The sequence below is a fragment of the Phaeobacter sp. SYSU ZJ3003 genome, from assembly GCF_041300735.1.
In the GTDB taxonomy this organism is placed as follows: domain Bacteria; phylum Pseudomonadota; class Alphaproteobacteria; order Rhodobacterales; family Rhodobacteraceae; genus Phycobacter; species Phycobacter gallaeciensis_A.
Genome location: NZ_PXNU01000157.1, coordinates 1 through 835 on the forward strand (window position 1 = coordinate 1; position 835 = coordinate 835).

The 835-nt window shown below is 57.6% G+C and carries 1 protein-coding gene; it reads right to left on the bottom strand.

What is annotated here, in order from left to right:
• Positions 1-12: 12 nt before the first annotated feature.
• Positions 13-770, bottom strand: a protein-coding gene (locus tag C6W91_RS21200; protein WP_370571618.1) for an IS5 family transposase whose coding sequence is annotated in 2 segments (ribosomal slippage) — positions 13-446 and positions 446-770 — 759 coding nt in all. Because the reading frame shifts where the segments join, the coding sequence is not laid out codon by codon here.
• Between the last annotated feature and the right edge of the window lie 65 nt (positions 771-835).

Here is an 835-nt window from a genome sequence, read left to right on the forward strand (position 1 = left end):
TAGGGTCAGGATTCATAACCAAAAGATGACGAGAGCCGCGAGCGCGATGGCAGAGAGAAACACCTTGGGGCAGCGGTCATAACGGGTCGCGACACGCCTCCAATCCTTAAGCCTACCGAACATGATCTCGATCCGGTTGCGACGCTTGTATCTGCGCTTGTCGTATTTGACCGGCGTCTTGCGTTTCTTCCGGCCTGGGATGCAGGCGCATATCCCCTTGTCCTGTAACGCTTCTCTGAACCAATCAGCATCATAGCCGCGATCCCCGAGCAGCCATTTGACCTTTGGCAGGCCGCGCAGCAGGGCCCTTGCGCCGATGTAATCGCTCACCTGTCCGGCGGTAACGAATAGGTCGATTGGTCGCCCCTTGCTGTCGCAGATGGCGTGCAGCTTGGTGTTCATGCCGCCTTTGGTTCGTCCGATCAGGCGGCCACGCCCCCCTTTTTGGCGGCCATGCTGGTCGCTGTTCGGTGGGCCTTCAGGTATGTCGCGTCGATCATTACGGTCGTCTTCTCACCGTGTTCCGCCGCCAGTCCGGCCATCATCCGGGCGAAGATGCCCTTGTCGCTCCAACGCTTCCAGCGACTGTAGAGCGTTTTATGAGGGCCATATTCTCGCGGCGCATCCCGCCAGCGCAAGCCATTGCGATTGATGAAGATAATCCCACTCAACACCCGTCTGTCATCGACCCTTGGCTTGCCGTGCGACTTCGGGAAGAAAGGCGCAAGTTTGCCCATCTGCTCATCGGTCAGCCAGAAAAGATCACTCATATCACCACTCCTTTTCGGAGCCGTGAATCATGCAGCGAGACCGAAATCAATGCATCCTGACCCTA